The sequence below is a fragment of the Pseudarthrobacter sp. As-47 genome, assembly GCF_058215595.1.
The window spans coordinates 404,737-427,448 of record NZ_CM177088.1 but is presented as its reverse complement, the minus strand read 5'-3'; the positions used below and the strand labels follow the sequence as shown (position 1 = coordinate 427,448).

18 protein-coding genes are annotated in these 22,712 nt (G+C 68.1%); 6 read left to right on the top strand and 12 right to left on the bottom strand.

The window, feature by feature from the left end:
* Positions 1–24 precede the first annotated feature (24 nt).
* The gene (locus AC4BCK_RS02005; protein WP_174178289.1) at positions 25–879 is read left to right on the top strand and encodes an alpha/beta fold hydrolase; all 855 of its coding nucleotides are present in this window, start codon (positions 25–27) and stop codon (positions 877–879) included.
* On the opposite strand, the gene atzF is transcribed toward AC4BCK_RS02005, so the two are convergent.
* The 5 genes from atzF to AC4BCK_RS01980 all read right to left on the bottom strand — a co-directional run bounded on the left by atzF (position 876) and on the right by AC4BCK_RS01980 (position 9,606).
* The gene (gene atzF / locus AC4BCK_RS02000) at positions 876–2,723 is read right to left on the bottom strand and encodes an allophanate hydrolase (RefSeq protein WP_366277993.1); all 1,848 of its coding nucleotides are present in this window, start codon (positions 2,721–2,723) and stop codon (positions 876–878) included. The genes AC4BCK_RS02005 and atzF overlap by 4 nt on opposite strands.
* Entirely contained in the window at positions 2,720–6,472 is a 3,753-nt protein-coding gene (uca, locus tag AC4BCK_RS01995) for an urea carboxylase (protein WP_490566524.1), read from the bottom strand. The genes atzF and uca overlap by 4 nt, the downstream gene beginning before the upstream one ends.
* A gap of 8 nt (positions 6,473–6,480) precedes the next feature.
* The gene (locus AC4BCK_RS01990) at positions 6,481–7,149 is read right to left on the bottom strand and encodes an urea amidolyase associated protein UAAP2 (protein WP_174178283.1); all 669 of its coding nucleotides are present in this window, start codon (positions 7,147–7,149) and stop codon (positions 6,481–6,483) included.
* The gene (locus tag AC4BCK_RS01985; RefSeq protein WP_490566523.1) at positions 7,146–8,027 is read right to left on the bottom strand and encodes an urea amidolyase associated protein UAAP1; all 882 of its coding nucleotides are present in this window, start codon (positions 8,025–8,027) and stop codon (positions 7,146–7,148) included. The genes AC4BCK_RS01990 and AC4BCK_RS01985 overlap by 4 nt, the downstream gene beginning before the upstream one ends.
* A 76-nt stretch (positions 8,028–8,103) precedes the next feature.
* Positions 8,104–9,606 carry an amino acid permease gene (locus AC4BCK_RS01980; protein ID WP_471899922.1) on the bottom strand — a complete coding sequence of 501 codons (1,503 nt, stop codon included), beginning with the start codon at positions 9,604–9,606 and terminating at the stop codon, positions 8,104–8,106.
* A gap of 234 nt (positions 9,607–9,840) precedes the next feature.
* On the opposite strand from AC4BCK_RS01980, the gene AC4BCK_RS01975 reads away from it, so the two are divergent.
* Both AC4BCK_RS01975 and AC4BCK_RS01970 read left to right on the top strand, forming a co-directional pair.
* Complete coding sequence (locus AC4BCK_RS01975) at positions 9,841–10,512, top strand: TetR/AcrR family transcriptional regulator (protein WP_363956159.1); 672 nt, start codon at positions 9,841–9,843, stop codon at positions 10,510–10,512.
* A gap of 85 nt (positions 10,513–10,597) precedes the next feature.
* Positions 10,598–11,434, top strand: coding sequence for an alpha/beta fold hydrolase (locus tag AC4BCK_RS01970; RefSeq protein WP_104185690.1), 837 nt, complete (start codon positions 10,598–10,600; stop codon positions 11,432–11,434).
* 67 nt (positions 11,435–11,501) lie between these two features.
* Here AC4BCK_RS01970 and AC4BCK_RS01965 read toward each other — a convergent pair whose 3' ends face one another.
* The 5 genes from AC4BCK_RS01965 to AC4BCK_RS01945 form a co-directional block, all read right to left on the bottom strand.
* On the bottom strand, positions 11,502–12,977 hold the full coding sequence (locus AC4BCK_RS01965) for a DHA2 family efflux MFS transporter permease subunit (protein ID WP_490566522.1): 1,476 nt from the start codon (positions 12,975–12,977) through the stop codon (positions 11,502–11,504).
* A 162-nt stretch (positions 12,978–13,139) separates the two neighbouring features.
* Positions 13,140–13,706 (bottom strand): type 1 glutamine amidotransferase domain-containing protein, encoded by a 567-nt coding sequence (locus tag AC4BCK_RS01960; RefSeq protein WP_490566521.1) that lies wholly within the window; start codon positions 13,704–13,706, stop codon positions 13,140–13,142.
* A 136-nt stretch (positions 13,707–13,842) separates the two neighbouring features.
* A complete protein-coding gene (locus AC4BCK_RS01955; RefSeq protein ID WP_229675269.1) occupies positions 13,843–14,784 on the bottom strand; it encodes a sugar ABC transporter permease in 942 nt (313 codons plus the stop codon).
* Positions 14,781–16,385, bottom strand: a complete 1,605-nt coding sequence (locus AC4BCK_RS01950) for an ABC transporter permease subunit (protein WP_364318961.1) — start codon at positions 16,383–16,385, stop codon at positions 14,781–14,783. The genes AC4BCK_RS01955 and AC4BCK_RS01950 overlap by 4 nt, the downstream gene beginning before the upstream one ends.
* Before the next feature lie 7 nt (positions 16,386–16,392).
* The gene (locus tag AC4BCK_RS01945) at positions 16,393–17,733 is read right to left on the bottom strand and encodes a sugar ABC transporter substrate-binding protein (protein ID WP_400598565.1); all 1,341 of its coding nucleotides are present in this window, start codon (positions 17,731–17,733) and stop codon (positions 16,393–16,395) included.
* A gap of 218 nt (positions 17,734–17,951) precedes the next feature.
* Between AC4BCK_RS01945 and AC4BCK_RS01940 the strand changes: the two genes are divergently transcribed.
* Positions 17,952–19,712 carry a glycoside hydrolase family 13 protein gene (locus AC4BCK_RS01940; RefSeq protein ID WP_400512968.1) on the top strand — a complete coding sequence of 587 codons (1,761 nt, stop codon included), beginning with the start codon at positions 17,952–17,954 and terminating at the stop codon, positions 19,710–19,712.
* Positions 19,691–20,725, top strand: coding sequence for a LacI family DNA-binding transcriptional regulator (locus tag AC4BCK_RS01935; RefSeq protein ID WP_251420854.1), 1,035 nt, complete (start codon positions 19,691–19,693; stop codon positions 20,723–20,725). Before AC4BCK_RS01940 ends, AC4BCK_RS01935 begins: the two co-directional genes overlap by 22 nt.
* 45 nt (positions 20,726–20,770) lie before the next feature.
* Here AC4BCK_RS01935 and AC4BCK_RS01930 read toward each other — a convergent pair whose 3' ends face one another.
* Positions 20,771–21,388: a TetR/AcrR family transcriptional regulator gene (locus tag AC4BCK_RS01930; protein WP_174178263.1), complete on the bottom strand. Its 618-nt coding sequence runs from the start codon at positions 21,386–21,388 to the stop codon at positions 20,771–20,773.
* A 127-nt stretch (positions 21,389–21,515) separates the two neighbouring features.
* Here AC4BCK_RS01930 and AC4BCK_RS01925 point away from each other — a divergent pair, with 127 nt between their 5' ends.
* Entirely contained in the window at positions 21,516–21,782 is a 267-nt protein-coding gene (locus tag AC4BCK_RS01925) for a hypothetical protein (RefSeq protein ID WP_174178261.1), read from the top strand.
* An 11-nt stretch (positions 21,783–21,793) separates the two neighbouring features.
* Here the strand turns inward: AC4BCK_RS01925 and panC are convergent, their stop codons facing one another.
* Positions 21,794–22,711: a pantoate--beta-alanine ligase gene (panC, locus tag AC4BCK_RS01920; RefSeq protein WP_490566520.1), complete on the bottom strand. Its 918-nt coding sequence runs from the start codon at positions 22,709–22,711 to the stop codon at positions 21,794–21,796.
* Position 22,712: the final 1 nt, after the last annotated feature.

The following is a 22,712-nucleotide window of genomic DNA, read 5'->3' as shown; positions in this document are numbered from 1 at the left end:
CGCTGTCCTGCCTAGGATGGGGTGGTGAAAGAACAGGTACTTCCAACGCACGACGGCGGCCGGCTGGCTTTGTACAGCTACGGCACCGAGGATGCGCCGGGAGAACGCCGTGTGCTGCTGATCGGCGGGGCCTTCCTGACTGCCCTGATCTACCGGCCGTTTTCCGTGGCGCTGGCAAAGGGCCTGGGCGAAGGCTGGGCCGTGGACGTCTACGACCGCCGGGGCCGCGGCAGCTCGTCCGGGCAGCCGGCCGACTACTCCATGGCAACCGAGATCGCAGACGTGCGCACCGTCCTGGACGCCACAGGTGCACGGAACATCCTGGGCCACAGCCTGGGCGGGTCCGTGGCCCTGAACGCCGTCCAGGAGTTCACCGGGACCGCCTACGTGCCGGACAAGCTCGCGGTATACGACGCCGCCGTGAACATTGACGGCAGCATCGACACCTCCTGGCTGTCCGGATTCGAGGACGCCGTCAACAACGGCCGGGTGGGGCACGCCCTGGCCCACATGAAGCGTGCCACGAGCCCGGGTTCGCCGATGGCGCGGATCCCTGAGCCGGTCCTTGCCGGACTCATGGCCCTGCTGTCCCGGACCAAGGTCAACAGGATGTTCCGCGAGGTCATGCCCAGCGGCGTCGGCGAGCTGCGTGCCGCGTACAAGGAGGCGGACCACGCCAGGGACTTCAGCGTGCTGCCCGCCAACACCCACTTCATGGCCGGCGGCAAGAGCCCCAGCTACTACAAGGCCACGGCGGAGCGGCTGCACGGCGCCGTTCCCGGCAGCACGTTCGAGCTCTCCCCCAAGGGTTTCCACGGCTCCATCCCCGCAGCCGTGAATGAACTGGTGGCGGACATCTCGGAGTACTTTAAGGGCTAGTCACGGCCACGGCTGAATCCGGCCAGGGCCGCATCCCCCAGGTTCTGCCAGACGCTCCTGGGGTGGCGCTCCCCGCTGCGGTCTGCCAGCCAGTCACCCCAGGATGTGATGTCCTCCCCGCCGGCGGCGGCCACCGCATCGCACGCGAAGCCGACGGCGGATGACCCGTCCGCGAGTTCGATGGATCCGAGCAGCATGGGTTCGGGCAGGGCAGCCAGGAACGCGCCGAGTCCCGCCGGGGACACCAGCCACCGTTCACCCACCAGCTCCGCGCCGCCGCGGTCCGAGCGGTATACCCCCGGCTTGGGCGGCACGGTGTCGAGGGACACCATGCGGTAGCGCGCCGCTGTCCGCACCAGGCCGTCCCAGGCGGCGCCCAGTTCCTCGAGCTGGGGCGCCAGCGGCTGCCCCTTGCGGTGCGCGCCCACCACAACGAGCGGCACAGCGTCAGCGCCTGCGGCCAGCGGCCAGGGAGCGGACGACGGCGGGTGGGCGGCTTCATCCGCCGCTGCCGGTGCCGCGCCGCCGGCAAAGAGCGCCGGAACGTCCGGGGTAGATTCGAGCCGGCGCGCAATATCGGCGGCGACGGCGTCGTCGAAGGTCCGGCCCACCACGGTCAGGCCGAACTGGGCACCCTCCACTTCCCCGGCGGGCACCGCCACCGCGCACAGGTCGAACAGGTTGCAGAAGTTGGTGTAGGTCCCCATCAGTGAGTTCACTCCGACCGGGTCCGCGGCCACCTCGGCAAGGGTGGGGTGGAACGGGGCGGTGGGGATCAGCAGCGCATCAAACCCTTCCAGCTGCGCCATCGCCGTGTCCTTCAGGGCCTCCAGCCTGGCCGCATCAGACACGTACCGGTGGGCAGGCACCCTGCCCGCTGCCCGGATGATGCCCTCCACCGTGGGGTCGAGGCCCGCCCGGGTGCCGGCGCCGCCGTCGGCCTTTTCAATGAATTCGCCGACGGCGGCGTAGCGTTCGGCCACCAGGCCGCCGTCGTACAGCAGCCGGGCAGCGTCGAGGAAGGCATCGAAGTCGATGGCTTCCGCTTCCACGCCCAGCTCCTGCAGGCGGCCGATGTTCCGGTGGAACTCCGCAGCCCAGGATTCAGGCAGCGCCGGCAGGGTTGCCGGGTACGCTACCCGCGGCTTCTCCGGTGCGGCCAAGCGGATGCCGGCCGGCCAGGCCCGCGATCCCCCGGCCATGACGCCCATGGCAAGCTCTGCGGTGGAAAGGTGGCGGGCGAAGATGGTGACGGCGTCCCAGGACCGGCAGGCCGGCACCACGCCGGCCGTGGACACGACATCCAGCGTGGGTTTGATGCCCACGATTCCCTGCAGCCCGGCGGGCACACGGCCCGAGCCGGCGGTGTCCGTGCCGATGGCGATGTCCACCAGGCCCAGGGCCACGGCAACCGCGGAGCCGGAGCTGGAGCCCCCGGAGATGAAGTCCGGGCGGCGGGAATCGCGGACCGCGCCGTGCGGGCTCCGCGTGCCCACCAGGCCGGTGGCGAACTGGTCAAGGTTCGTGGCGCCCAGCACCAGGGCTCCGGCGGCACGGAGTCGGGCCACGGCTTCGGCGTCCTGTTCCGGCGTGTACGCAAAGCCGGGGCACGCCGCCGTGGTGGGGATGCCTGCCACGTCAACGTTGTTCTTGACCGCGAGCAGGAGCCCGGCGAGGGGCAGATCCGCACCCCCGGCAACGGCGGTGTCGATGGCAGCGGCTTCGCTGAGCAGCTCATCCGCCCCGCGGAGGGTGATCCAGATTTCCGGCCGGTCCACCGCATCCACTGCGGCGAGCGCGGCCCGGACCCGTGCGGCGGCCTTACCTGAGGTTGTGCCGGTCATACTGCTGCCTCTTCCAGTTCGGGGGCTTCCACGTCCTGTGTTTCCGCGTCCCAGGCGCCGAGCACCACCACGGCCTCCCCCGCAACTACCTGCGAACCCGCGGCCGGCAGGACCCGGAGCACCATGCCGTCGCAGGGTGCTTCGAGCACGGTTTCCATCTTCATCGCTTCGAGGGACACCAGCGGCTGGCCCTGCACCACCCTGTCCCCGGCCTTCACGTCGACCTTCCAGACGCTCGCCGCGAACGGTGCGGCCACCAGGGATCCGCCGTCCGGGACCGCCACGTCGTCCACAACCGGCGACACGACGGCGGCAAGAGCCTCCGCGCGGTCAAACTCGCCGGCGTCTGCCCAGGCCTGCCGTTCCACCGCGAACGCCGCACCCTGCTTTTCCCGGAAGGCGGTGATCGATTCGCGGTTTTCCTCGAGGAACACTTCGTGCTCGGCCAGCGAGAAGGTGCCGTCCTCGATCCCGACGCCGCGGCCCCTCCCGGCGGCCATGTCCGCCCGCAGGTCCAGGAGTTCCTCCGGGCTGACCGGGTACCAGGAGATGCGGTCGAAGAAGCGCAGCAGCCACGGCGAACCCGGCTCGAAGGGGGCGGAGTCCGCGTAGCGCGACCAGACCTGCGTGGTACGGCCAACGAACTGGTAGCCGCCCGGGCCCTCCATGCCGTAAATGCACATGTACGCGCCGCCGATGCCCACCGCGTTCTCGGGTGTCCAGGTGCGGGCGGGGTTGTACTTGGTGGTGACCAGGCGGTGGCGCGGATCCAGCGGGGTTGCGACGGGGGCGCCAAGGTACACGTCACCCAGCCCGAGGACCAGGTATTCGGCGTTGAAGACGGTGTCGAACACGTCGTTGACCGAATCCAGGCCGTTGATCCGGCGGATGAACTCGATGTTCCAGGGGCACCATGGGGCGTCGTCCCGGACGCCGGCCATGTAGCGTTCAATCGCGTCCCGGGTGGCGGGGTCGTCCCAGGACAGCGGCAGGCGGACGGTGCGGCTCGGAACCACGAGCTCCGAGCTCGCCGGCAGGGCTGCCTCGATCTCCCGGACGAGTCCCAGCAGTTTCTTCGTGGCGAGGACCGACGGGTCCACCTTGATCTGCAGGGAGCGGATTCCCGGGGTCAGGTCCACGATCCCGGGCACGCGGAGCTGCTCAATGTGCTGGTGCAGGGCGTGCACCCTGGCACGGAGGCCGAGGTCCAGGACCATCTCCCCGTATTCCACCAGCAGGTTGTCGTCACCGGAACGCCGGTAGGTGACCGCAGGCCTTCCGGGACCTTCCGGCACCCGGCCCAGCACGCCGTCGTCGCCGTCACCGCCTACCGTACGTTCGGGACGGCCGCCAGCCGGTGCAGCCGCTGGAAGGCTTGGCGGGAAAGTGCCGGACCACCCGGCGTCGCCGGGCAGGACCAGCTGGCGTCCCGGGCCAAGGTCACTGGCCGACGGCGCCTGGCTGACACTGACGGGAACAAACCGGACTTTGTCGCCGGGCCGCAGCTGGCCCAGTTTCCAGCGCTCGGCCGTCACCACGGTGACCGGGCAGACGAACCCGCCAAGGCTGGGACCGTCCGGCCCGAGCAGGATGGGCGTGTCACCGGTGAAGTCCAGCGCGCCAACCGAATAGGCGGTGTCGTGGATGTTGGACGGGTGCAGTCCAGCCTCGCCGCCGTCGGTGCGGGCCCAGCGCGGCTTGGGGCCGATAAGCCGCACACCGGTGCGGGCGGAGTTGAAGTGGACCTCGTACTCGGACGCGTAGAGCTCGTCGATATCCTCGCGCCGGAAGAACTCGGGGGCACCGTGCGGCCCCTCCGTCACGGCCAGCTCCCAGGTTGAGGCCAGGGCGGGCCGGCTGTCCACGGGGACTGCCGCCGCCGCAAGGTTGCCGCTGCTGCCACCGGCAGGCGCTGCTGCGCGGAGGACGTCGCCGGCGCGCAGGACCCGCCCCGCGTGCCCGCCGAACTGGCCCAGGGTGAAGGTGGAGGCGCTGCCCAGGTACTGCGGGATGTCCAGGCCGCCCTGGAACAGGATGTATCCCCTGAGCCCGGCGCCGGAGGCCGTGCCGGCGTCGAGCGTTCCGCCCGCCGGGACGGTTACTGGAGTCCACGCGGGCACCTCTTGTCCGTCCACGGTGACGGTCACCTCGGCACCGGTGACGCAGACCGTGGTGGGGTGCGTGAAGGCCAGGGAGGGGCCGGTCATGGTGAATTCCAGGCCGGGCGCTCCTTCGGGGTTGCCCAGCGCGGTGTTTCCGAGCCTGAAGGACAGGTCGTCCATGGGGCCGCTCGGCGGCACGCCGATCTGCCACAGGCCGGTGCGTCCGGGCCAGTCCTGGACGCTGGTCTGCAGGCCCGGCCTGCCCACGGTGATCCGGGGTTCGGGGTCGCCCACGTTGTCCAGCGTGCTGGTGGAGTGCTGCACCGCGCGGACCACGTCCAGGCCGGTGGCCGCGCGGAGCATGCCGAGGTTGGTCTCGATCCCGTCGATCCGGGTGCCGGCGAGCGCGGCGGCCAGCCGGTCGAAGGCCTCGGTCCGGTCCCGGCCGGACGTGATGACCTTGCCCAGGAGGGGATCGTAGTTGGTGGAAACCTCGGTGCCGGTTTCGGCCCAGGCGTCCACGCGGACATCCCCGGCGGGGTAGGCGGCGTTGGTTACGGTGCCGGCGCTGGGCTGGAAACCGCGGGCCGGATCCTCGGCGTAAACGCGCGCCTCAACGGCATGTCCGGACACGGGCAGGCTGTCCGGCCGGTCCGCCAGGACCGATTCCGCTTCACTGCCGCCCTGGGCCAGGCGGAGCATCCATTCCACCAGGTCCACGCCGGTGACCGCCTCGGTGACGGGGTGCTCCACCTGGAGGCGGGCGTTGACCTCAAGGAAGGACGCCTCGCGGCGGGCGGAGTCGTAGACGAACTCGACGGTACCGGCGGAACGGTAGTTAAGGGAGGCACACAGTGCGCGGGAGCTGCGGTGCAGTTCTTCACGCAGTCCGTCCGGCAGGTCCGGCGCGGGTGCCTCCTCGAGTACCTTCTGGTGGCGGCGCTGGAGTGAGCAGTCCCGGTCGCCCAGGCTGACCACCCGGCCGGCGCCGTCGCCAAAGACCTGCACCTCGATGTGCCGGGCGTTTTCGACGTACCGCTCGGCGAACACACCGGCGGTGCCGAAGCTCGCCCCGGCCAGGCGGGCCACGCGCGGGAAGCTTTCCGCAAGTTCGGCCTCGTCGCGGCACACCGTCATGCCGATGCCCCCGCCGCCGCCGGTGGCCTTGAGCATCAGCGGGAAACCGATGGCGGCGCCCGCGGCAACAGCCTGGTCCACGTCCGCCAGCAGGCCGGATCCGGCAATCATGGGCACCCCCGCGGCTTTGGCGGCATCGCGCGCGGTGTGCTTGGTGCCGAAGATGCGCAGCTGTTCAGCGGTGGGTCCCACAAACACCAGGCCGGCGGCCTCAACGGCTTCGCCGAACGCGGCGTCCTCGGAGAGGAAGCCGTAGCCGGGGTGGATGGCGCCGGCCCCGGTGGACCGGGCCGCGTCCAGCAGGGCGTCCACGCGGAGGTAGGACTCCTTCGCCGGGGCCGGCCCCAGGAGCACGGCTTCGTCGGCCAGCCGGACGTGCTTTGCTCCCCTGTCCGCCTCGGAGAAGACGGCGACGGTCCGCAGCCCCAGCTTCCGGGCGGATTCGATGATGCGGCAGGCGATTTCGCCGCGGTTGGCCACCAGGAGGGTGTCGAAACGGTTCTGGGTCATGGACGTATTCACAGTGCAGCCTCCGGCCGGGTGACGATCATGCGGACAGGGGTGGGGTTGAAGCCGTTGCACGGGTTGTTGATCTGCGGGCAGTTGGACACCAGCACCAGGGTGTCCACCTCTGCCCGGAGTGCCACGCGCTTCCCGGGAGCGGAAAGGCCGTCCACAATGCCCAAGGCGCCGTCCGGGTCCACGGGCACGTTCATGAACCAGTTGATGTTGGACACCAGGTCCCGTTTCCCGAGGCCCCAGCGTGAGCCCTCGATCAGGAAGTTCTCCACGCAGGCGTGCTGTTCCCGGGTGTGCTGGCCGTAGCGGAGGGTGTTGGACTCCTGCGAGCAGGCGCCGCCGATAGTGTCGTGCACGCCCACTTCGTCGGCCACCACGGTCATGAGCGGCGCGCCGGTTTCAGCCCGCAGGACCGACCCCGTGGTGAGGACGATCGACTGCTGCCGGGCGATGGTGACGGCTGCCGAGTAGCGCACGGTGGTGTCCCGGGCGGCGTACAGCAGGCAGTCCACTGCCTGGTTGCCTTCCAGGTCAACGATGGTCAGCACGTCTCCGGCGGCCACGACGGCGGACCAGGGGCCGCGTGCCTCGACGTATCCGTCAAGGACAACGGCTCCGGCGGCCAAGGCTGCTTCACGGGCGTCGGCGGCGTAGGTGGCGGTGTTCATCGGGCATTCCTCGCGGTCAGGTCGTGTTCGGTGTTCTGCAGTGCCTGCAGGTGTTCAGGGGGCAGCGCGCCGGTGAGGGTGCCCGCCGCAAGGGCCGCGAGGTCCTGCGGTGCGTGCCAGGCGGCGATGTCCACTGCCGTGCCGGTGAAGTCCGGGCGGGGGTCCAGCGGGTGCGCGGTGTTGGCCAGCACCAGGACTGCGTCCATCTGGAGCAGGAGTTCGACGGCGGCTCCCGGGCTGGCACTTCCGGTGAAGGTGATGCTGCCGGCAGGGTCCACGCTGATGCCCTTGAAGAAGGACAACGACGGCGCCACGTCGGCGGGTCCCAGCCCGCTCTTGAGTGCGCCCAGGGTGAGCAGTTCGCGGGCTGCCGGTGATGTGCTGTGGGCGGTTCCGGCCCCGTACCGGGCCGTGTTTCCTTCCAGGGTGGTGGCGCCGGTCAGGGCGTCGTGCCGGGAGGAGGTATCCGCCACGATGGTGGCCATGAGGCGCCCGGCGTCGGAGAGCAGCGGGTGGCCCGTGCCGGGGTACGCCTGCCAGGGGACCTTGACGGTGTCAGCCACGTTGAGGCACTCGTGAAGGGCTCCCGCGCGGTAGAGGAGGGTGTGGACGCAGGCGTCACCGGAGGTATCGGTGAGCCGGATCCTTGTTCCGCGGGCCAGGTTCAGCGTGGTGTAGCGGCCAAAGGCCAGGGATTCCGTCCAGGAGAGCTTCGCCGCTGCGCCGTCCGGCAGTCCTTCCGTCAGGCGTGCCGGGGCTGCGGAGGCGGGCACGAAGCGCATGGTTTCGGCGGTCCTGCCGTGCTGCTCCCTGGCGTGGGCGCGGGCGCCTGCGGTGGTGGCGGTCCCCGTTGCCGGGCTTTCGGTAACTTGTGTCATGTCTGTCCTGTGCTGGTTCTGAAGCGTGCTGGTTCTGAAGCGTGTTGGTTCTGAAATGTGCTGGTCCTGGAGGGGCTCAGGCGCTGGCCGCGAGGTTCCGGCGCCGCACCCAGATGCCCAGGAGCAGGACCACCGTGACCATCAGCGGTGCCGAGTAGAGGAGGAGCCCGTTTTCACCGGAAGGGTCGTAGACCTCGGGCCGCGGCCAGGCGAGGTTGACCACCATCACGGCCCCGTAGAGGACGGCGAGGATGTTGACGGGGAGTCCCCAGCGGCCCAGGGAGAAGAGGCCGGCGGGCAGGGTCTGCCCCACCCGGTTCCAGTCGCCGCGAAGGCGGTTGATGAGCTGCGGCACGGTGACCAGGAGGTAGGCCAGGTAGACCATCACGATGCAGACGCTGCAGAGGGTGGTGAACAGTGCCGCGTTGCCCACGTTGATGGCGAGGACGCCCACGGCCAGGGCGCCGATGATGATCGACGGCCACATGGGGGTTCCCCGGGTGGGGTGGACCGTGGACAGCAGGGCGGACGCGGGGAGCTTGCCGTCCCGTGCCATGGAGAACACCAGGCGCGAGCCGGCGGTCTGGATGGCGAGGGTGCAGACGAAGATGGCGATGGCGACATCCACCAGCAGGACCTTGCCCCAGAAGGTGCCCAGGACTGCGGTGAGGACGTAGGGCAGGCCCTCGGTGGCGAGCCGGCCGTCGTCGAGGCTCGGCGCTGCCATCAGGGCCGTGATGATCATGAGCGCCCCGCCGATGCCCGAGATGAGCAGGGCGGAAAGGATGGTGCGCGGGGCGGTGCGGCGGGGGTCCTTGGTTTCTTCCGAGAGCTCCCCGGCGGAATTGAAGCCCACCATCACGTAGGCGGCCATCAGGCCCGAGACCAGGAAGGCTCCCACCGCGCCGAGGTCGGATGTCTGGAGCACGGTGGTGTCCGCCACCACGTCCGGTCCGCGCTGGGCGGCGCTGATGAGGGCAAGGATCACGGCCACGACGCCCACGATCTCGCAGGTCACGCCGACCGAGTTCACATGGGCCATGAGCTTGACCCCGAGCGAGTTGATGATGGTGGTGGCCACCAGGAGGACGGCTCCGAGGATCACTGCGTTGGCGGCTCCCGTGACGGTGTTCAGAGCAGGATCGCCGCCCACCACCTGGAAGCCGTCCCACAGCTGGGGCAGCACCACCTGGAGGGCGATGGCTGCGGCTGCGGCGGTGACAACCTGGGCGATGGCCATGAACCAGCCTGCGAACCAGCCCACGCCTTCCCCGCCGACCCGGCGCGCCCACTGGTACACCGCTCCTGACAGCGGGTAGCGGGCGGCGAGCTCCGCGAAGTTCAGGGCCACGAGCAGCTGGCCCACCAGGACCACCGGCCACGTCCAGAAGAAGGCCGGACCGGCAAAGGAGTAGCCGAACGCGAACAGCTGGAAGATGGTGGTCAGGATGGACACGAAGGAAAAACCGGCCGCGAAGGAGGCGTAGCGGCCGAGTTTGCGGTGGAGGGTGGGCTGGTAGCCCAGGGACGTCAGGTCCGCATCGTCCTCATGGACGGTGGGAAGAACGGTTGAGGTCATCAGATTCTCCGGGGGCTGGGATGCGTGGCGGGGGCCGCCGGTACTGCAGCACTCGGCCGAAAGCTGCGGAATACCGGTCACTTGATAGTTTTCCAGCGGGATGCCCCCGGGGAGTTTCCCCCCTGTAAAAGGCGGATAGACATCTTGTTTCGGCAGTATTTCCGTTCCCTCACCGCTGATGCGGGCGCGGTAGGCCGCTCCGCATCGGCGGTGGGGCAATGCAAGAATGATGCGGTGACTTCAGCCGGACCGGGACGACCTCGCAGCCAACAACCCTCCAGGCCAGGGGCCACGGCACGGGACGAAATCCTCGATGCAGCCGCCGAGCTGTTCACCACGCAGGGGTTCGCCACCACGTCCACGCGGTCCATTGCGGAGGCGGTAGGGATCAGGCAGTCGTCCCTGTACCACCACTTCAAGACCAAGGACGACATCCTCGAGCACCTGCTGGAGGGCACCGTCCTGGCAGGGCTGGAGTTTGCGCGTGCGGTGGCTGCCCTGCCGCGGGCCGAAGGGGAGGCAGCCGGCCGGCTTCACGCCGTCGCGCTTTACGACGGAACGCAACTGTGCAGCGCCCGCTGGAACCTCGGAATCCTCTACCACCTGCCTGAGGCGCGCAGCGGCCGCTTTGCCAGGTTCCTGGCCGACCGTCAGGAACTGCGCAATCTGTACCGGGAGCTGGGCGCCGGACTGCCTCCTGCCGGCACGGCCGGCACGTGGCAGTCCAGCCCGGGAGATTTGGCGTTCCGTCTGGTGGAATCGCTGATCAACCTGCGCGCGGACGGCATGGCAACCTCCGAGTCGCCGCTCCAGGCGGCGGACGCAGGACTCATCCTGTGCGGCCTGGCCGCTGAACTGCCTGCCATCCGGGAGCAGGGCGCGGCGCTCATCGAACGCCTCGGCTGACCGCCGCCGCGGGCCGCAGCCACTGATTTCCTGGGGCGCAGCGTCCATGGTGCCTGCAATCAGGTTGCTCAGCTAGGCTCGGAACATGACGCGTGAGAACATCAGGACCCCCGACGGCGGCACGCTCGAGCTCTTCTCCACGGGTGCCGAACTCGCTTCCGCCGGTTCGGGCGTTGTTATTGTGCCGCCCTCCATGGTGACCGCTGCGGATTACACCAAGTTCGCGCAAAAGCTCAGCGCGGCCCTGGGCCGTCCGGTGCACACGTTCAACAGGCGGGGCCGCGGCTCGTCGTCGCCCCAGCCCGAGGATTACACGCTGGACGTGGACATCCGCGACCTGCATACCGTCATGAAACACACGTCCAGCACGGACGTGTTCGGCCACAGCTTCGGCGGCGCCGTTGCGCTGCACGCGGCCCGGACGCTGCCCGTTGAGCGGCTGGCCGTGTACGATCCCGCCGTCTCCGTAAACCACAGCGTGAAGGCGGACTGGACGGCCGAATACGAGCGCGCCGCCGCTGCCGGCGACGATGACCGCGCCCTGGCCGTGCTGCAGCGCGGGCTTGAAGCCGGCGGCGCATTTTCGTCCCGCATGCCACTCTCCATGCTGACCCTCGCCAACAAGCTGACCGCCGGCACCTCAGAAGGCAAGCAGCAGCGGGAAATGATGCGCACCGGGGTCCGCGAGATCAAGGCAATCATCGCCGCGGACATGCCGGCCGAACCGTTCCTGGCGCTGCCGCTGGAGACCCTGATTGTGGTGGGCGAGAAGAGCCCGGCGTACTTCGGGATTGCCTGCGGCCAGATCCACGATGTCCTCTCGGGCTCCAGCTACACCATCCTTCCCGGCTACGGCCACGACGGCGTGATCAAGGCCCCGGACAAGCTGATCAAGGAGCTCGCTGACTTCTACGCCGGCTGACCCCAACTGGGTAGCAGCAGATGTCGTTTTGACGGCTCATTCCGACATCTGCTGCTACCCAGTTGGGCTAGTGGGCGGAGTGGGCCGGGCCAGCGCCTGGGGTCTTGCGCATCATCGCGGAGAGGACGACGGCGGCCAAGGAGATCACGGTTGCCGTCAGGAAGGCGGCGCTCATTCCCGCGACGAGTCCCGACGCCGCGGACACCACGGCAAAGATGGACACCAACAGCGCGGTGCCGGCGGCGCCGGCCACCTGCTGGGTGGTGCTCATGATGGCCGAGCCGTGGGAGTACAGGTGCGGCGGAAGCGGGTTCAGGCCGGTGGTGAACGCCGGGGTGAACAGCAGCGCCAGGCCGAAACTCAGCCCCACGTGCAGGGTGACGATCCACGCCACGGCCGTGCCGGCGTCGAGCATTGAAAACTGCCAGAGGGACAGGACCATCAGGACGGACCCGGAGACGGTGAGCGGCAGCGGCCCCACCTTGTCGAACAGCCGGCCGATGACCGGACCCAGCAGGCCCATGGCCAGGCCGCCCGGGAGCAGCGCGAGGCCGGTTTCGAGGGAGCCCAGGCCGCGGACCTCCTGCAGGTAGAGCGGGAGCAGGATGACACCGCCGAACAGCGCCATCATGGCCACCACCATCAGCAGCACGGAGACCGTGAACATCCTGAAGTTGAAGGCGCGCAGGTCCAGCAGCGGAGCTTCGGCCTTCTGCAGCCGCACCTGCCGGAGGACGAAGACCGCGAGGCTTGCCACGCCGACCACCAGGGCCGCGATGGCCGTGGTTCCGGGGCCGGCCTGGCCGCCGTGTCCGCCGCCGATCTGGCTGAGGCCATAGACCAGTCCGCCGAAGGCCGGGACGGTGAGGATGACCGAAAGGAAGTCGAGCCTGGTCTTCTCAGCCTGGCCGATATTGGTCAGGTACTTGGCGCCGATTGCCAGTGCCGCGAGGGCGACCGGGAGCACGAACACGAACATGAAGCGCCAGGTGAAGTGCTCGAGGATCAGCCCGGAGACGGTGGGTCCCATGGCGGGTGCGACGGAGATGGCGATGCTGACGTTGCCCATCACGGCGCCGCGCCTGGCCAGCGGGACCAGGGTGAGGATGGTGGTCATCAGGAGCGGCAGCATGATCGCGGTGCCGCCCGCCTGGATGATGCGGGCCAGCAGGAGCAGCTCAAACCCGGGCGCCACGGCGGCAAGGGCCGTTCCACCGGCGAAAAGGCCCATGGCGAGCATAAAGACGGCCCGGGTGGACAGGCTCTGCAGGATGAATCCGGTGGTGGGGATGACCACGGCCATGGTGAGCATGAAGCCGGTGGACAGCCACTGGACCGTGGGCGCGTCCACCTGCAGGTCCACCATGAGCCGCTGCAGGGCGACGTTCATGATGGTCTCGTTGAGGATCACCACGAAGGTCGCCACCAGCAGCGTGCTGATGATGGTCACCGACTCGCGGGACATCTTCTCCGGCGCGGCGGGTGTGGTTCCTTCGGTGTGGACGGACTGGCCGCTGGCGTTCGGAGAGACTTCGGTAGACATGGGTGTTCCCTCAGGGAGTGCGATGAGTGGGTGCGCGGAACGTGGCCGCTGCAGATGCCAACACTCTACCGGTTGGACTAATTCCCCGGCACCGGAACTTTTCCCAAACCCTGGGGGAACACCTGGGGGCGGTGCTGCCGGACAGCCTGCCCGGCGCGTCTGCTACGCCGTCTGGCCTGCGTGCCGGCCTTCCGAGATTTCCTCCACCAGCTTGCTGTTGAAGGCAGGGAGGTCGTCCGGGGTGCGGCTGGTCACCAGTCCCTGGTCCACCACCACTTCTTCGTCAGTCCAGTTGGCGCCCGCATTCTTCAGGTCGGTCTGCAGGGCGTGGTAGGAGGTGACGTTCCTTCCTGCCAGCACACCGGCTTCGATGAGGAGCCATGGTCCGTGGCAGATGGAGGCCACGGGCTTGTGCTGCTCGAAGAAGCTCCGGGTGAAGCCTTGGGCGTCCTTGTCCACGCGAAGGTGGTCCGCATTGACCACGCCGCCGGGAAGGACCAGGGCGTCGTAGTCCGAGGCGTCCGCCTCTGCGACGGTGAGGTCGACGTCGAAGGTGTCGCCTTTTTCCGTCCCGTTATAACCCTGCAGCTTGCCGCTCTTGGGTGCCACCAGAGTGGGCTGGCCGCCGGCGTCCTTCACTGCCTGCCAGGGACTGGTGAGCTCAACCTGCTCCACGCCGTCCGTCAGCAGGAATGCGACCTTCTTGCCTGCGATGCTGTGTTCTGACATTTTTTCCTCCTGGCTAAGCGGGGGCCGGCACCTGGTCAAAGGCGCCGGCTCCCGCTCGAAAGTTTGCTTGCCGGACAGCTTCCAGCCTAGGAAGAAGAAAAGTCATAAGCAAGCTGACTATTCCGGGTGCCCTCCCCTACTTGACGGAGCCGGCCGTCAGCCCGCCCACAATGAACTTCTGCAGGTAGAGGAACAGGATGAGCACGGGAAGCGCGATCATCACCGAGCCGGCAGCGAAGACGCCAAGGTTGTTGCTGCGGTCCCCGGCGATGATGCCGAACATGCCCACCGCCAGCGTCTTGACGCCGTTGTCCGTCAGGAAGATGCTCGCCAGGATGTACTCGCCGATGACGGCCACGAATGCCAGGAGCCCGGTCACGGCCAGCACCGGCCTGATCAGCGGGAGGATCACGCTGGTGAACGTCCGGAAGTGTCCCGCCCCGTCAATCCGGGCGGCCTCGTCCAGCTCGTGCGGAATGGAATCGAAGAACCCCTTGATCAGCCAGACCTGGCCCAGCGCCCCGCCCATCAGGACCAGCGCATAGCCTGCCAGGGTGTTCAGTCCGATGGCCGGAACCAGCTCGCCGAATTTCGCGATCATCAGGAAGAGTGCCACGACGGCCAGGAACTGCGGGAACATCTGGACCAGGAGCAGCGCCAGCAGCCCGCCGCGCCGCCCGTAGAAGCGGAAGCGGGAGAAGGCGTAGGCCGCAAGCGTGCTCAGCAGGACCTGGGCCACGGAAACCGCAGTGCACAGGACCAGGGTGTTCAGGTACCAGGTTCCGAATGGGCCCTTGGAACCGCCCAGCAGGGTCTCGAAGTTGACCAGGCTGAAGGTGGTGGGAATCAGTTCCGTTGTGGCCACGCTTCCGAGCGGATTGAACGCCGCGGAAATGATGTAAAGGACAGGGAAACCTGCGAAAGCGACGCCGGCCAGGCCCACCATGTGCCGCCAGCCCACTTCCCGCCACCACCGCTTGCCGCGGGGCAGCTCGAGCCCGTCCTTGCGGACCAGCATGTTCGTCCGCCGCGCCGGTGCGCCTTCTTCTGCCGGAGCTTCCGTCAGCAGGTTGGTCATCGCACATCCTCCAAGGCTTTGGTGTAGCGGAACTGGATGCCTGCAAGCACTGCCGTGACAATGAACAGGACTACGGAAATTGCCGACGCGAATCCGAACTCGGCGCCGGCCCCGCCGAACGCGATGCGGTAGGCGCCGCTGATCAGGATGTCCGTGGCGCCGATCTGCCCGCCGCTGGCCGGGAAGGGACCGCCGCCGGTGACCAGCTGGATGACGTTGAAGTTGTTGAAGTTGAACGCGAACGAGGACACCAGAAGCGGTGCCACGGCCACCAGCAGCAGCGGGAACTGGACCTTGGTGAAGGTGGTCCAGGAGCTGGCGCCGTCGATTTTGGCGGCCTCCGCGATGTCCTGCGGCAGCGCCTGCAGCGCGCCGGTGGCAATCAGGAACATGTAGGGGAAGCCCACCCAGAGGTTGGTCAGCAGCACGGCGACCTTGGCAAGGAACGGGTCGCCCAGCCAGTCGATCTTGGCTCCGCCGAGCATTGAGTTGATGAGCCCGAAGTCCTTGTTGTAGAAGCTTTGCCAGACAATGAAGGAGATGAACACCGGGATGGCGTAGGGAACGATGATGACGGCCCGGTAAAGCTTGAGTCCGCGGATGCGGGGGTCGTTAAGGGCGGTGGCGAGCAGGAGCCCGACGACGAAGGTGGTGGCCACCGAGCCAACGGCGAAGACGAGCGTCCACACGAAGGAGCCGAGCAGGGCCTCACGGACCTGGGGGTCGGTGAAGAGCCGGACGTAGTTGGCGAAGCCGACATTCCGTTCCCAGCTCTGGTCGAACCCCTTGCTGCCGTTCGCGTCCGCGAAGTACTCCCGGTCGCCGAACTGCTGGACCGTGAAGACCTTCCCGGACACAGAATCGGTGATGCTGTCCGTCCCGGCGTCGTAGGTCAGTGTCTGGACGCCTTCGAAGGCGCGGTTGATGCCCTGGGCGCGGATCGCGCCCTTGTCCGTGGGGACCGTCAGTCCGCTGATCTTCGGCCCTGCGGCGTTGACTTCCTTGCCCGTGAGGATCTGGTAGCCGTCGGCACCGCGGACGTAGCCGCCGTCGACCGTCACGTCCTCCCCGGCCAGCGGGCGCAGGCCCTGCTCGTCGCCGGCGAAGATGCCGTTGGCCGGCGCCTCCACCAGGAAGAACGTGAAGGGCCCGTCCGCAACGGACCCCGTGGTACCTACTGTCAGGTTGAAGGTCCTGGACTCCGGAAGCTGGGTCACGGAGTTCCGGACAATGGTGGAAACCGCGTCCTCCTTGGATCCGCGGGTTCCGTCGCCTGAGTTGGTGAAGGACAGCTGCACGGTGGAAAGAATCGGCAGGAGGACAAAGACGGTGAGGAGCAGGGTGCCCGGCAGCAGGTACTTCAGCGGCACCAGGCGCTTGGTGGAATAGACGGCCAGGAGCCCGGCCGCGCCGGCCCACAGTCCGATGAGCAGGGCCCATTCGCCGCCGGCAAGCAGCAGCGGCGTCAGGGATACGGCGGCGCCGAGCACGGCCCCCAGCCCAAGGATCTTGGCCAGCAGGGCGGGGACCGACGCGGTGGAGCCCAGCGAAAGTCCGGGCCCCACCGCCTTCCCCGAGGAGTTCTTGGTTCGGGTGGTCATCGGCTTGTTACTTCAGTGCACCGGCGATTGTCTGGCCGGCCTGCTCCATGGTGGCCGCGGGGTCCGCGCCGCCGGCGATGGCCGCCTCCGCCTGGCCCAGCGGGGCCCACACGGCAGCCATCTGGGGCAGCGAAGGCATGGGGATGCCTGCAGCAGCGGCATCGGCGGCGATCTTGGTGTCAGGATCGGTCTGTGCCACCTCTTCCACCAGGGATGCGATCGCCGGCGGGATGCGGACTGCCTCGTACAGCGCGCGCTGGGTTTCCTTCTGCGATGCGGCGGTCTGGACGAAGGTTTCGGCGAAGGACTTGTTCTTGCCCTTGGACGCGACGTAGAACGACTGCACGCCGGTGAAGGGCTGTGCGGGCTCCATGCCCGCGAAGCCCGGAACGGCGCTCAGGCCGTAGTCAATCCCGGCTTTCTTCACGTCGCCGAGCGCCCATGGGCCGTTCACCATGAAGGCGGTCTTGCCCTGGTTGAACAAGGCGATGGAGTTGTCGGCACTGACGGACGTGCTGAGGACCTTGGAGCCCTTCTCGCCGAGCTCGGCGATCTTCCCGGCAGCCGCGATGGAGCCTTCCTTGCCAACACCGAGGTCTGCGGTGTCGAAGCTGCCGTCGGCCTTCTTGCCGAAGAGGTAGCCTCCTGCGGACGAGTAGAGGGGCTGCATGAAGTAGGCGTCTCCCTTGGGGCCCACCTGCAGGTTCAGCGCCCGCTCGGCGGTCCCGGCGGCCACTGCCGCGTTGCCGGCCGCCAGCAGGTCTTCAAAGGAAGCGGGCGCCTCGGGGGCAAGGGCCTTGTTGCGGATGAGGACCAGGGATTCAACGGAAGCGGGCATGCCGTAGGTCTGGCCGTTGTAGGTCACGGCGTCCGTGGCCACGGGCAGGAGGTCGGCCTTCTGCTCGGCGGTGATCTGGACGGGATCGATGGCGCCGTTCTGGACCAGGTTCCCGATCCAGTCGTGGGCACCCATGACAATGTCCGGGCCGTTGCCTGAGGCGTTGGCCGTGACGAAGTTGGTCTGCAGTTCGGTGGCAACGGTCTGGACTTCCACCGTGATGCCGTTCTCTTCGCCGAACTTGTCGGCGATGGGCTGCAGTGCCTGGACCACGGGGCCGTTGGCCCAGATGACGAGGTCGGCGTCCCCGCGTGCGGGTGCCTCGCCGGAGGCTGCTTCTCCGGCTTGGGGGGCAGCTGCCGCACTTTCGGAGGCAGCGCCTGATGCGCCGCCTGCCGGGGCCTGTCCGCCGGAGCAGCCTGAGGCGAGAAGCATCAGGGAGACGGCGGCCGCCGTCGTGAGTGAAAGCCTGGCCTTGCGGGCCAAGGGCTTGGTAAGAGCTGTGCGCACCGATGCGCCTCCTTCATGAAATTGGGCAACTGCCCGGTGTAAGAAATGCCCACCTTGGGAGATTTCGGCTGTCAGGTGCCAACCCCGGCGGTGAGACAAGTCACAACTGTAAGCGATTCCATTGCGAACGTCCACACGATCAGAGAATTAACGATTCCCGCGTAAATACTGGATGGAAGCCGTTCCATTTTCTGGGCAAATGCCGCTAGCATAACCGGATGACCAACACACTCACCCTAGATGAGTCCGACGTATCCGCTCTCCGGCTGGTGCCGGTCCACCCCGCCGACCACGGCACGGAATGGTGGCGGTCCTCGGTGATTTACCAGATCTATCCCCGCTCGTTCCGGGACCTCAACGGTGACGGCCAGGGCGACCTGCCCGGCATCACGGCCGAGCTGCACCAGCTGGCGGCGCTGGACGTCGACGCTGTCTGGCTCTCACCCTTCTACGTTTCGCCGCAGCGGGACGGCGGGTACGACGTCGCCGATTACTGCGACGTCGATCCCGTGTTCGGCACCCTGGCCGACTTCGACGCGCTGGTGGCCCGGGCAGACTCACTGGGCATCCGGGTGATCATCGACCTCGTGCCGAACCACTGCTCCTCGGACCACGCCCTGTTCCAGGCTGCACTCCAGGCAGGGCCCGGAAGCCCCGAACGGGACATGTTCATCTTCCGGGACGGCCGCGGGGAATCCGGGGAACTGCCGCCCAACAACTGGCAGTCGCACTTCGGCGGCCCTGCCTGGACCCGCATCACCGAGCCCTCCGGCGAGCCCGGCCAGTGGTACGTGCACCTTTTCGATTCCTCCCAGCCCGACTTCAACTGGGACAACCCGGCCGTGCACGCCGAGTTCGAACGCGTCCTGCGCTTCTGGCTCCAGCGTGGCGTTGCAGGCTTCCGCGTGGACGTGGCCCACGCCCTGGTCAAGGCCGCAGGCCTGCCGGACTGGCATGGCCGGCCCGACGGCATCAGCACCGACGACTTCCCAGGCAACCTGGCGCCAATGTTCGGGCAGCCCGAAATCCATGACATCTACCGCAGGTGGCGCGAGGTCCTGGCCGAGTTCGACGGCGATCGCATCCTTTGTGCCGAGGCCAGCATCGATCCACTGTCCCGGCTGACCAACTGGGTCCTGCCGGACCAGATGCACCAGGCGTTCAACTTCGCGTACCTGGGCACCCCGTGGGACGCTGCCCGGCTGCGTGCGGTGATCGAAAGCTCGCTGCGGATGTTTGATTCGGTCGGGGCACCCACCACCTGGGTTCTTTCAAACCACGACGTCGTCCGTCACGCAACGCGCTTCGGCATCGTGGAGCCCGCGGCCCGCCCCGGCGACGGCCTGGGTGCCGAGGATGTCCAGCCCGACGCGGAGCTTGGCCTGCAACGGGCCGCCGCGGCCTCGATGCTGATGCTCGCGCTGCCGGGCGGCGTGTACCTGTACCAGGGCGAAGAACTGGGACTGCCCGATCACACCACGATGGACCACACGTTCCGCCAGGACCCGTCATTCAAGCGCACCGCGGGAGAACGCATCGGCCGCGACGGGTGCCGGGTGCCCCTGCCCTGGGAGGCGGCAGCACCGGCTTTCGGTTTCAACAGCACCGGGGAGTCCTGGCTGCCACAGCCGGAGGAGTGGGCAGCGCTGTCACGGGACGTGCAGGACCGGGACGGGTCCTCTGTCCTGTCCCTGTACCGCCGGGCGCTGGGGCTCCGCCGCGCCATGAAGCTCGGAGCCGGCTCCCTGGACTGGCTCGAAGGGTTCTCCGCCCCGGACTGCGTGACGTTCGTGAACAACGGCGTCCTGGTGATGATGAACATGGGGGACGCGCCGGTAGACCTGCCCGGCCTGGAGATCCTGCTCAGCACGGACGGGGACGCAGCCGCCCAGCGTAAACTGGGTCCTGCGCAGTGCATCTGGCTGCGCATGGGGCCAAGCGGAACATCAGAGGGTCAGTGGCAGGAATCAGGGATGTAGCCCGTTTGGCGGGTGTTTCGCAGGCGACGGCGTCGCGGGCTCTGAGCGGCAAGGGCAGTGTGTCCGCCCGGGCCCGGGAGGCCGTGACCGCCGCCGCCAGCGAACTCGGCTTCGTCATGTCCTACCACGCCTCCAGCCTGGCGAGCGGGCGCAGCCACAACATCGGGGTGGTCCTTCCCTTCGTCAACAGGTGGTACTTCGCCACGCTGCTCGAGGGCGCCAATTCCGCGCTGATGGATGCCGGCTACGACCTCACCCTGTACGACTTCCAGGGCGACCGGTACCGGGAATCGGTGCTGGGGGACTTCCTCCTGCGCAAGCGGCTCGACGGCGTTTTGGCCGTTTCGCTCCAGCTCAACGCGCACGAGACCGAACAGATCCTCGCGGCCGGGATCCCGGTGGTCGGAGTGGGCGGCCCGCTGCCCGGGATCCCCACCCTCCGGATTGACGATGTGGAGGTGGGCCGGCGCGCCACCAACCACCTGATCAGCCTCGGGCATTCACGGGTGGCGCACCTCGGCGGCGAGCACGAATACGGCAGGAACTTCGAGATCTCCAGCGGCCGCCGTGCCGGCTACGAGGACGCAATGGCGGAGGCGGGCCTGCCCCTGCGCGCCGCCTGGTCCCTTATTTCCGACTACTCGGCGAACGAGGCGTACAGGGAGACAAAGCACCTGCTCGCGGACGCTGCCGAGCGGCCTACTGCCATCTTCTGCGCCTCCGACGAAATGGCCATCGGCGCAATGCTGGCGGCCCGCGACCTTGGGCTGCGGATCCCCGAGGAGCTGTCCGTCATCGGGGTGGACGGCCACGAAATGGGCGAAATCCTGGGACTAACCACCATCGACCAGTTTCCGCGGAACCAGGGCACGCGGGCTGTGGAGCGCCTGCTGGCGCTGGTGCAAGGGGACGGCGACGCAGTGGAACCAGCGGATGAGCTGATGGAGACCCGCCTGGTGGTCCGTTCCAGCACCTCCGCACCCCGCATCCCCGCCGGGCAGCCCGGCTCCTAAGAGCGGTTGGCCTTCGAACAACGGTTGGGTGACAGCAGCGTGCAGTCAGCCGCTGTGGTGCCCGATCAGCCAGACCGCCATCTGCCGGGCACGTTCGGCGGCCAGCATGTCACCCTCCACGGCCTGGATGACGGAACCCTTCATCAGGATCAGCAGCGAGCGGGCAAACTCTTCGGGGCGCACCAGCCCTGCCTCTTCCGCCACGGCCTGGACATGGCCGCGGATCTTTGCCAGGTAATCGATGCTGGCCTGCCCCAGCGGATGGGCCGGCCCCATCTCCAGCATGACCCTCACAAACGAACAGGCCTCGAAATCCTCGCGCAGGAACCACTCCCCGAACACGTCGAAGATGGCCAGCAGCTGCTCCTGGGGAGTGCTGCCCCGGCGGCGGGCCTCGGAAAGAATTCCGTTCATGGTCCACTGTTTGTCCCGCTGCTCCAGGAAGGCGAACACCAGGGAATCCTTGGACGGAAAATGCCGGTAGAAAGTGGCTTTGGCAACCCCGGACCGCTCAATGAGCTCGTTGACGCCCACGTCCCGCACGCCGCGGGTGGAGAACAGCTCGTAGGCAACGGCCATGATCCTGTCCACCGAATGGGCAGGACCGGATTCCGCCACCGCGGCAGCTTCGGGAAACGCCGGGACTTTAGCCTCTGGATTCATCGCAAAGTCAGTCTACTCCGGGGAAGACAGACCGGTCTTCCCACCTGTAATGTTTCCCATAGCGCAGTGCTTCGACGCCGCGGAGGCCCCCACGCAGGCCGCCCCGGACAGGTGCAAGGAGGCCCCGATGTCAGCAGAGCGGATGTTCCAGAGCGTTCCCTCGGACCCTGATCCCTGGATGGCCGATGACACCCCGTCCGAGATCCGGCAGTTCGCCATTGAGTCCCTCCGATGGCAGGCCCAGGAAATTATTGATGAGGTTCTCTGCAGCCGCGAACCCGGCGAGGAGCTGGCCAGGGCCCGGCTGCGCCGCTGCGTCGCCAGGCACCCCGGCAGGCCGGAACGCGCATTGCTCGAACAGCTGATGACCAACCGCGAAGATCCGTGCATGTAGCAGCCCCGGCGTCAGGAACTCAGCGGTGCGTTGTCGATCAGCCGCACCGGCCCAACCCTGGCGGCGATGAGCGCAAGCGCGTCACCGCTGAACGGCGTCTCCCGGCAGTTCTCCGCGAGCGGCTCCAGGGTCTCCGGGTCCACCACGTCGAAGTAGTCCAGCGCCACCAGCGGCTGGGACTCCACCAGGGCCCGGGCTGAGTCAAGGTCCAGCGGTTCGCGGGCGACTGCCCGTTCCTCCAGCAGCCGGAGTGCCCGCGACAGCACCAGGGCGGCCTCCCGCTCTTCCTCCGAAAGGAAGCGGTTGCGGCTGGACAACGCCAGCCCGTCGACCGCGCGCACCGTGGGTACCCCCACGATCTCCACCGGGAAATTGAGGTCGGCCACCATGCGCCGGACCAGGGCCAGTTGCTGCGCGTCCTTCTGGCCGAAGTAGGCCCGGTAGGCAGGCAGGCTTCCCGGTGCGGCAGCGCCGGCAGGCAGCCCCGCGGCGGGCAGGCCGTAGTGGAGGAGCTTGGCCACCACCGTCAGGGCACCGTCAAAGTGGCCCGGCCGGGAGGCGCCCTCCCATTTTTCGCCCAACCGGCCCGAGGTGATGCGCACCAGCGGTTCCCCGCCGGGGTAGACCTCCTCAACCGACGGCGCGAAAACCAGGTTCACGCCCTGCTCCTCCAGCAGTGCAAGGTCGGCGTCCAGCGTGCGCGGGTAGCGGTCCAGGTCCACGGCGTCGCCGAACTGCAGCGGGTTGACGAAGATGGTGGCCACCACAACGTCGTTCTGTTCGACGGCGGCGCGCGCCAGGGCGGCATGGCCCTCGTGGAGCGCACCCATGGTGGGCACGAGCCCCTGGGATCTGCCCTGCCCGGAGCCCAGCAGCCGGGCACCTTCGGTTCTAAGGCCGGCCACCGTGGTGGCAAGTTTGATGGGCATT

Excerpts from the sequence above, each read along its gene's own strand:
- atzF (WP_366277993.1), bottom strand. The coding sequence starts at position 2,723 with ATGACCGGCACAACCTCAGGTAAGGCCGCCGCACGGGTCCGGGCCGCG.
- uca (WP_490566524.1), bottom strand. The coding sequence starts at position 6,472 with ATGACCCAGAACCGTTTCGACACCCTCCTGGTGGCCAACCGCGGCGAA.
- AC4BCK_RS01990 (WP_174178283.1), bottom strand. The coding sequence starts at position 7,149 with ATGAACACCGCCACCTACGCCGCCGACGCCCGTGAAGCAGCCTTGGCC.
- AC4BCK_RS01985 (WP_490566523.1), bottom strand. The coding sequence starts at position 8,027 with ATGACACAAGTTACCGAAAGCCCGGCAACGGGGACCGCCACCACCGCA.
- AC4BCK_RS01980 (WP_471899922.1), bottom strand. The coding sequence starts at position 9,606 with ATGACCTCAACCGTTCTTCCCACCGTCCATGAGGACGATGCGGACCTG.
- AC4BCK_RS01970 (WP_104185690.1), top strand. The coding sequence starts at position 10,598 with ATGACGCGTGAGAACATCAGGACCCCCGACGGCGGCACGCTCGAGCTC.
- AC4BCK_RS01965 (WP_490566522.1), bottom strand. The coding sequence starts at position 12,977 with ATGTCTACCGAAGTCTCTCCGAACGCCAGCGGCCAGTCCGTCCACACC.
- AC4BCK_RS01960 (WP_490566521.1), bottom strand. The coding sequence starts at position 13,706 with ATGTCAGAACACAGCATCGCAGGCAAGAAGGTCGCATTCCTGCTGACG.
- AC4BCK_RS01955 (WP_229675269.1), bottom strand. The coding sequence starts at position 14,784 with ATGACCAACCTGCTGACGGAAGCTCCGGCAGAAGAAGGCGCACCGGCG.
- AC4BCK_RS01950 (WP_364318961.1), bottom strand. The coding sequence starts at position 16,385 with ATGACCACCCGAACCAAGAACTCCTCGGGGAAGGCGGTGGGGCCCGGA.
- AC4BCK_RS01940 (WP_400512968.1), top strand. The coding sequence starts at position 17,952 with ATGACCAACACACTCACCCTAGATGAGTCCGACGTATCCGCTCTCCGG.
- AC4BCK_RS01930 (WP_174178263.1), bottom strand. The coding sequence starts at position 21,388 with ATGAATCCAGAGGCTAAAGTCCCGGCGTTTCCCGAAGCTGCCGCGGTG.
- AC4BCK_RS01925 (WP_174178261.1), top strand. The coding sequence starts at position 21,516 with ATGTCAGCAGAGCGGATGTTCCAGAGCGTTCCCTCGGACCCTGATCCC.
- panC (WP_490566520.1), bottom strand. The coding sequence starts at position 22,711 with ATGCCCATCAAACTTGCCACCACGGTGGCCGGCCTTAGAACCGAAGGT.